Origin of the sequence: Acidithrix ferrooxidans, from assembly GCF_000949295.1 — a bacterium.
Taxonomy (GTDB): Bacteria; Actinomycetota; Acidimicrobiia; order Acidimicrobiales; family Acidimicrobiaceae; genus Acidithrix; species Acidithrix ferrooxidans.
Genome location: NZ_JXYS01000010.1, coordinates 20039 through 27518, shown reverse-complemented (window position 1 = coordinate 27518; position 7480 = coordinate 20039). Strand labels below are relative to the sequence as shown.

Annotated in this window: 10 protein-coding genes; 7 read left to right on the top strand and 3 right to left on the bottom strand. The window is 45.9% G+C overall.

The window, feature by feature from the left end; all coding sequences use genetic code 11:
* The 7 genes from AXFE_RS02195 to AXFE_RS02175 form a co-directional block, all read left to right on the top strand.
* The coding region (locus AXFE_RS02195) for a hypothetical protein (RefSeq protein ID WP_455423327.1) at positions 1 to 232 on the top strand (232 nt) is incomplete at its 5' end.
* A gap of 213 nt (positions 233 to 445) precedes the next feature.
* Positions 446 to 1072: a DDE-type integrase/transposase/recombinase gene (locus AXFE_RS21250; protein ID WP_082058407.1), complete on the top strand. Its 627-nt coding sequence runs from the start codon at positions 446 to 448 to the stop codon at positions 1070 to 1072.
* Positions 1073 to 1089: 17 nt separating this feature from the next.
* Positions 1090 to 1224 (top strand): transposase, encoded by a 135-nt coding sequence (locus AXFE_RS18205; protein WP_160291693.1) that lies wholly within the window; start codon positions 1090 to 1092, stop codon positions 1222 to 1224.
* A 500-nt stretch (positions 1225 to 1724) separates the two neighbouring features.
* Positions 1725 to 2249, top strand: coding sequence for a hypothetical protein (locus AXFE_RS02185; RefSeq protein ID WP_052604261.1), 525 nt, complete (start codon positions 1725 to 1727; stop codon positions 2247 to 2249).
* A gap of 83 nt (positions 2250 to 2332) precedes the next feature.
* Positions 2333 to 2707, top strand: a complete 375-nt coding sequence (locus tag AXFE_RS18200; protein WP_160291692.1) for a helix-turn-helix domain-containing protein — start codon at positions 2333 to 2335, stop codon at positions 2705 to 2707.
* Positions 2682 to 2933, top strand: a complete 252-nt coding sequence (locus AXFE_RS21245) for an integrase catalytic domain-containing protein (protein ID WP_052604260.1) — start codon at positions 2682 to 2684, stop codon at positions 2931 to 2933. Before AXFE_RS18200 ends, AXFE_RS21245 begins: the two co-directional genes overlap by 26 nt.
* 66 nt (positions 2934 to 2999) lie before the next feature.
* Entirely contained in the window at positions 3000 to 4085 is a 1086-nt protein-coding gene (locus AXFE_RS02175) for an IS630 family transposase (protein ID WP_052604259.1), read from the top strand.
* Positions 4086 to 4629: 544 nt separating this feature from the next.
* Here AXFE_RS02175 and AXFE_RS19815 read toward each other — a convergent pair.
* The 3 genes from AXFE_RS19815 to AXFE_RS02160 all read right to left on the bottom strand — a co-directional run bounded on the left by AXFE_RS19815 (position 4630) and on the right by AXFE_RS02160 (position 7454).
* The gene (locus AXFE_RS19815) at positions 4630 to 4785 is read right to left on the bottom strand and encodes a hypothetical protein (protein ID WP_160291691.1); all 156 of its coding nucleotides are present in this window, start codon (positions 4783 to 4785) and stop codon (positions 4630 to 4632) included.
* A gap of 410 nt (positions 4786 to 5195) precedes the next feature.
* Positions 5196 to 5810 (bottom strand): GPR1/FUN34/YaaH family transporter, encoded by a 615-nt coding sequence (locus AXFE_RS02165; protein ID WP_052604264.1) that lies wholly within the window; start codon positions 5808 to 5810, stop codon positions 5196 to 5198.
* Positions 5811 to 6749: 939 nt separating this feature from the next.
* A complete protein-coding gene (locus tag AXFE_RS02160; protein WP_052604257.1) occupies positions 6750 to 7454 on the bottom strand; it encodes a tyrosine-protein phosphatase in 705 nt (234 codons plus the stop codon).
* Positions 7455 to 7480: the final 26 nt, after the last annotated feature.

The following is a 7480-nucleotide window of genomic DNA, read 5'->3' as shown; positions in this document are numbered from 1 at the left end:
AGCAGCAATGAGCGAGTTGCAACTCGGTGAATATCTTCGATCAAATGGCATTTTGAAACAAGAGCTTGATAATTGGAGAATCACCTGTTCAAAGGCGAATGATAGAAGTGGTGAAACCACTTCTAAATACCGATCTGAACTAGCAAGTGAGAAGGCTAAGTCAAAGAAGCTCGAAGCTGAACTAAATAGAAAAGAAAAGGCACTGCAAGAGACATACACACTGCTGGTATAGCCAAGGAAAAGCCGAGGCTATTCTGGCGAGGGACAAAGGGGTTACAATGATCTCCTCCCTCAGATCGCCTACTCGCAGTAGAACTTATTGATGAAGCTCATAGTGCCGGAGCCCGGCTCAAACTAGCGGTAAAGGAACTCGGGCTGTCACTACGCAGCTACCAGAGGTTCCAAGGCTGAAGGTGAGGATACCCATGACAAGCGTCCCTTTGTCATTAAGGCTAAACCATGCTTTGCTCTTGATGAATCTGAGCGTCAAGAGATCCTAGATACTCTACATAAAGAGGAGTACTCATCACTTCCACCAAGTCAAGTAGTTCCAGCTTTAGCTGACAAGGGTATATATCTCGGATCAGAATCTACCTTTTATCGTATCCTTCGCGACAAGAAGCAAAACAACCACAGGGGTAGAGCTAAAAAGCAAGTAAAGCGTGGTACACCTAGTCACCTAGCGACTTGTCCGCTTGAAATTTGGGTCACAGACATCTCCTGGCTACGTGGTCCAGCTAGTGGCATCTACTACTACCTGTACTTCGTAATGGATCTATATTCAAGAAAGATAGTTGGTTACGAGGTCTACGGATGCGAATCGTCTCAGCAACTTAGCGACGTAGTAAGAAGAGCAACCCTCCTAGAGGGAGGAAGAGCTCCCAAAATATTACATAGCGACAACGGGTCTCCCATGAAGGGATCGTCCCTACTGGAGCTTTGTTACAAGATGGGGATCACCACCTCTAACTCTCGACCTTTCTATATCAGACGACAACCCTCACATCGAAGCGCTCTTTCGAACAACCAAGTACTGGCCAGGATACCCATATTCAAGGATTTGAAAGCCTAGCAGATAGTCGGATCTGGGTGGAGAAGTTTGTCAGTTACTACAACTATCACCATCGCCATAGTGCTCTAAAGTTCGTCACTCCACATGATGTCCACGAAGGTAACCACATGGAGGTACTCTCGAAGCGGGCCGAGCTCTACAAGAAGGGATAAGAGCTAAGTCCAAGGAGGTGGGTCAACTCTAAAGTGAGAGATTGGACTCCTCCTGGCGAGAACATGGACCACACCACCGCGAGATAGATCGGTCGTTAGTCAAAGTTTGATTACATAGCTCCATCAAGTATCTTCAATGACTAATTGATTTAGTTGGTAGCAGCAGCAGAAAACTGTTGGTGAAAGCGGTCAAAGATTGTTGGATTGTGTTTAAACGCTCCGCGTTTATGCACATTTCAATAATCGCTTGCGAACCGATCGGCGACGATGAAATAATCGTTGCGAGAAACCGCGAAATCAGAGAGTCAAAAACGGCTCAAAATGGCCAAATAGCCATTAATCTGAAAGCAGGCAAATGCGTCAACTATCCTGACATTCACCGGTAACGTCTCACCAGTTGGTTATGAACTAACATTATTGGAGTCCGCCAAGCCCTCTCTGCCAAGACTGTTGTCACCTAGCTTGATTTTTGTTTCTAAGAGGGCGAAGATGGAATTGACATGAAAAGGTATCCTGCGGAACTAAAGAATAAAGTAGTAGCGGCTCTATATGAGCTCGATAACTCAGAGCCAGCGAAAGCTGGCGCTATTGCAAAGATCGCAAAAGATCACGGTATCAATGCAAACGTTGTCTACCAGTGGAACTCGGAACGTAAAGCCAGAGTCATCAACTCAAGCGAATCAATCAACAAGATCAAGGCAGTCATCGAAACGTCGTCGATGAACGAACATGAACTTGGTCAATGGTTGAGAGCTAATGGTGTTCTAGCAGAAGATTTAGAGGAGTGGCGAAATACCTTAGAGTCAGCCTTTGACGATAAGAGTGCTGCTAATAGGGCTCACCAGGTAGCCCTTGATAAAGAGCGTAAAGCAAGAGTACGAATTGAAGCTGAACTTCGACGGAAAGAAAAGGCGCTAGCAGAAGCTGCTGCTCTATTGGTTCTTCAAAAAAAAGTACGAGAGACAGAGCTTGTTATGATTCACGGGGGAAGAAGGGGACGTTTAGTCTCTCCCCTCTGTATCTAGAACACAACGTTCGAGCTCAAGCTGTAGCCCTCATCAGTGAAGCAATTGCAGCCGGTGCAAGAAGCTACAAAGCTTGTGAAGTTTTGAAGATATCGACTCGTACATTTAGGCGATGGGAATCTGGCACCACAGATCGCCGGCGAGGAGCTGTACACAAACGTCGCTCTAATGCACTATCGGAGGAGGAAAGAGAAAAGATCATCGAAGTGTGTACTTCGAGTAAGTTCCCGTCTCTTACCCCTGCCCAAATAGTTCCAAAGCTCGCTGATCAGGGTAGATATATTGCATCTGAGAGGACCTTCTATCGAGTACTAGCCGATAACAATCTAAACAAGCGCAGGAGCAGAACAAAGCCACCGAAGAAGAGGTCTAGGCCAGTCCATATATCAAGGAAACCAGGTGACATCTGGACCCTTGATATTACTTGGCTAAATGGACCAGCTAGGGGAATCTATTAGAAACGCCTATGTCATTATCGACCTTTATTCGAGGAAGATAGTCGGGTGGGAAGTATACGAATCTGAAAGCTCTGAGCAGCTAAAGAGAGTTGTAAAGCGAGCGATAGCTAGAGAGAATATGGCTCCGAAAGTGATCCATAGTGACAATGGTTCACCCATGAAGGGGTGGTCACTAGTTGAGTACTTGTATGAACTAGTGTCCATAGTCATAAATTCATTTAAATAAGGAATTAATCCCTATTTGTAGTGTTTTACCTATACAGAGGTACATTTCACTACACTTAGGAGAGTAATGGAAAAGAAGATCGGTCGACCGGCATACAAGGTTGTTCTTTCAGACAACGATAGAAAGTTCCTAGAGGGTGTAATCCGTGCTACAACCTCGCCACAGTCTCATGTAACTCGTGCCAAGATTGCTCTTGGCGCAGCTGATGGCCTTAGCCACGAAGAGATCGTTGAATTGTCCGGTGTCTCAAGCTTTACTGTCTCTAAGTGGAGGAAGAGGTTCTCTCTCTTTGGGGTATCAGTTCTATCTGATGCTCCACGAAGTGGAACCCCAAGAATCCATGACGATGACAAGATAGCTGAGATCATTCGTCTTACTACAACTACAGAACCAAAGAACGCTACACAGTGGTCAACAACTGAGATGGCAAGAGTTGCTGGCGTCTCTCAATCGACAGTATCTCGTATATGGAGAACCTTTGGACTAAAACCCCATCTCATTGAGTACTACAACATATCTAACGACCCTAACTTTACTTCAAAGGTTCGAGATGTAGTTGGACTCTATCTCAATCCCCCAGAAGCAGCACTTGTGCTATGTGTCGATGAGAAGACACAAATACAAGCACTTGACCGGACACAACCAGTTCTTCCAATGACTCCCTTTGTACCGGAGCGTCAAACACATGACTACATAAGACATGGAACAACCAATCTCTATGCTGCTCTTGACACAGCATCTGGAAAGGTCATAACACAGACGACAACCGCACATCGTGCGGTTGAGTTCATCTCATTTCTAGATCTCATTGACAAAGAAATACCAAAAGATCTAGAGGTCCATCTCATTATGGATAACTACGTTACCCATAAGACCGATACAGTGCGTAAATGGAACCTTGAGCATGAACGCTTTCACTTTCACTTTACTCCCACCTATTCATCGTGGATGAACCTTGTAGAGCGATGGTTTTCTGAACTAACTACCAAGATGTTGCAGAGATCAACACACAAGTCAGAAAAGCAACTTATTGCAGCTATTACAAAATGGACTGAAACCTGGAATGAGAATCCTCGTCCTTTTAGATGGCATAAGACGGCTGACGAGATCTTCAAATCCATGGAAAAGTACCTCGGACCATTTACTAAGTGAATTTATGACTAGGGACACTAGAACTGGCCGTAGATCTTTCCCTAGGAAGTTTCATCTTGGTCAAATTACTGGACCAAACCCACCCGAAGTAGATGGCTAAGAGCAGAGCGTCTACGGGGAGTAAAATCAGAAGCAACACGGCCCGAGTGCCAATTACATTTCCTAAAAAGTACATCATCGAGTTGAAAATCAATAAGATGGCGACGGACCGCCTCCGTCTTGAATAGGATGCCCCTGTTCTCGGCCTTGATGCGGTTCGTTCCCGCAGCATCAAGGCCAGCACCAACTCGGCACACAAGACAGACACCCCAGGTGTCAGGCTGGTTGGCATCTGCTCAAGTAAAATATGTACAACCCCATAGGGCGAGAACTCCGGCGAACGATGATACTTTATCCAAAGGATCAAAAAGAAGCTGTTATTAGAAAAATAAGGACGCTCCTTTCAGATCCAAGTACACTAAGAGGTGCTTTTTCCCAACTTGCTAAAGAAAGCAAGATACCAAGTGCAACTATCTACCAATGGAAAAAAGAAGTAGAAGCTGATTTAATCAGCCAGGAGGGGGAGCACCTTCTCGGCAGTTGCTCGTGGCAACTTGGCACTAAAAGATAACTCTAAGGCTGATGAATCAAGGGCACGACAAAGTCGCTCGATGTCGCGCGTACGGACCTCTGCATGTTCAATAGATGCTGATTTCACCATTGCTTTCCTAACGGCGCTGAGTGTGTTAACTGTTCAAAGCGTACATCAGGCTTCGATCTGAGCAATTCGATTAGCCGAAGTTGCATTGTTTACCATCGCGCGAATCAGATCTTCAATGACCCAATCCGTCCGACGTCGGCACTGGCCCTTAATCTGCTACCCAATTAGCCTCCCGAATGCTGATCGGCTCGAGACCGGATCCGCCGGTGCTCAGTGATCAGATCGTCGGGTTCGGTGATTTCTTCCTCGGGTTCTGACACTTTATCGGTGGCGATCCTACTCAGCGGTAGGATCGCGCATTGCGAGTATGTTGATGTTATTCGCCGTGTCGCGGTAATACGATTAGGGCAATGGTCTATTAAGTGGGCGAATACTCGTAATTGGAAAACCATTGCCCTTCATCCTCCGAGCTATTTTACGATTGGATTGCCAAGTGAAAGACCCTTCCCCCCAGTTGAAATCATTGCAGCACTTGCAAAGGCGTAAAGTCCAAGGGCACAGAAGGCAAAGACGATGTATCCTCCGATATGGGTTAATGTATTCGATCCCTGAATCGTGCCCGCGAGTATAAATAGAAGTGCAATCTCCACTAGAGCTAGAATTGCTGAAAATACCATAGGTAATCTCAGCGTACTTAGCGTTAGGACTCCGATCAGGACTGCCCATGCCACAAGGTAGGTAACTATAGTTTGTTTTACGTCAGCGGCTGGAATTGCGTACCAATTATGATCTAGGCCGAGTAGTAGCGCAGCATACGAAAGCCAAAATCCTGCGAATATCGCAAAGAGACTAGCAACAGCCGATTGTCCTAGACGCGTTGCCCAAACTGCTGCAACGAGTAGTCCAATGCCCGTGGCGGTAATGATGTTTGGCAACACCCCTCCTGAACCAGCTGCTGGTATGTAGCCAACTGCTCCAAGTGCGAATGCGGTCGCTCCCACAATGAATGACGGTAACCCTATCATTGCTGGATCACCAGTTGGTGCTGGTGGTGCTACTACGGTCTCCTGAACGGTGTCAGTCATAATTCCCCCCGGAATGTAAAGATTTTTGGTTTGCGAAGAAGGTATAGGGTCCGCGTATTTGGTGATCTCCTCATCCGAATGACCTTTCCTACCGCGCGTTTGAAGCTTAGTGATCGGACAACTTGGTGTCAAGTGAGAAATTATGTTTATCTACGATTAGTTCAACACCAAGTTGTTTCGCTTTTACACAATCGGCGAATAGACATCTTGAAATGGTGTTAAGTGCCCTTGTGTCATTTTTTTATTAGGCATCTCTATAAATCGAAGGTCGCAATTACCCAAAAGTTGAACCTATGAGTCAGTACAGATGTAGGACATCTTTTTTCGTTGACTATCTATTCTTGGGGAATTATTGAAGTCTGAACTTCAACCCTTAATGCTTCCTATCTTCGCGCGCCTTGTCTATCGTCTTTGTCGTCATCAGCTGATCTGACGAAAGCAGCGTGAGAGGGTGACTTCCGTACTTTCGATTAACACCGAACTTCCACACCAAGTGCGATGGATCTAATCGGCTCTGTGATTTGAGGTGAAGAATCTACTGACAGGACCCCGTTAGGTGCATAAGATCGCAGGTATTTCTTTACGTGAGTACTTGGACGAATTGAATGCGAAGTGATGTGAAAAGACGATTGGCTCGGTTTGCATTCTTTTGAAATTGGACCTTTGTCTCGACCTAGGCTCTTGGCAGATCCGTAATACCTTGGGTAAGCTACAGATATGAGACCCGGTGCCGTATTAGGGTGGTTCCCTTTGAGATCCGAAGTTTTTGCTATTGATTGTCGAAAGTGCTCGGTCGCCTGTTTAACGATAAGTAATACCTTTGTGCAAAACCTGAGGCCAAATAGCTTTTCCGGCTGAATTTAAATTGTTTACCTTTATCTCTCTCTTGTTCGTGGTTGATATCGGAATCGATCGCTGCTTCGATGGCTATTTTGTGCTCTACCCCAAAAGATTTATCTTCAGCTGCTCGATTGCGTCAGAGGAGACTCCCTTTTGCTCAGCCCACTTTTCAGCTCCACCGTATCGAGAGTTAAGTTCACGAAAGAATATCTCTATGGTTTTGGGTTCACAACTATATATTTCTGGGGGAAGAGTCTCCATGTTGTGGGCATATCGCGGCCATTTCTTAAAGCGTTCAACGATACGGTCCATATTCTCGGTGGTTCTTAGGTAATCGTGCGCTACAGCTTCCTGTGGAACTCCAAGTAGGAGGAGAACTAGGGCGACTAGGACTCCTGTTCTGTCTTTACCTGCTGCACAGTGAACGACAGTTGGAAGTTGGACTAATGATCCAAGTAGGTTAATGGCAAGGACGAGGTTCTCATCGGTCTCGAGATGATCAAGGTACTGATTTACAGTTAGTTCCCCCGGATCTCCATGTGGGCTATCTACGTCTATGAGTGGAAGATTAATGTAGCAGAGTGGAATACGGCCTAACAGTCCCCTACCTTCGGTAACAGCCTCTCGCGTCGAGCGAAGATCTACGATGCACCTTACCTTAAGCTCGTTACTTACAACCTCTACGTCGCTCGCAGTTAGTTCTTGCAAGCTGTCGCTTCTAAAGAGCTTGCCGTAGGCGATCTGTGCCCCATCTGCTGTCTTTATTCCGCCCAAATCTCGAAAGTTGAAAGCTCCTTCAAGCATTACTCGTACTCCTTTTCGTTCAAAAT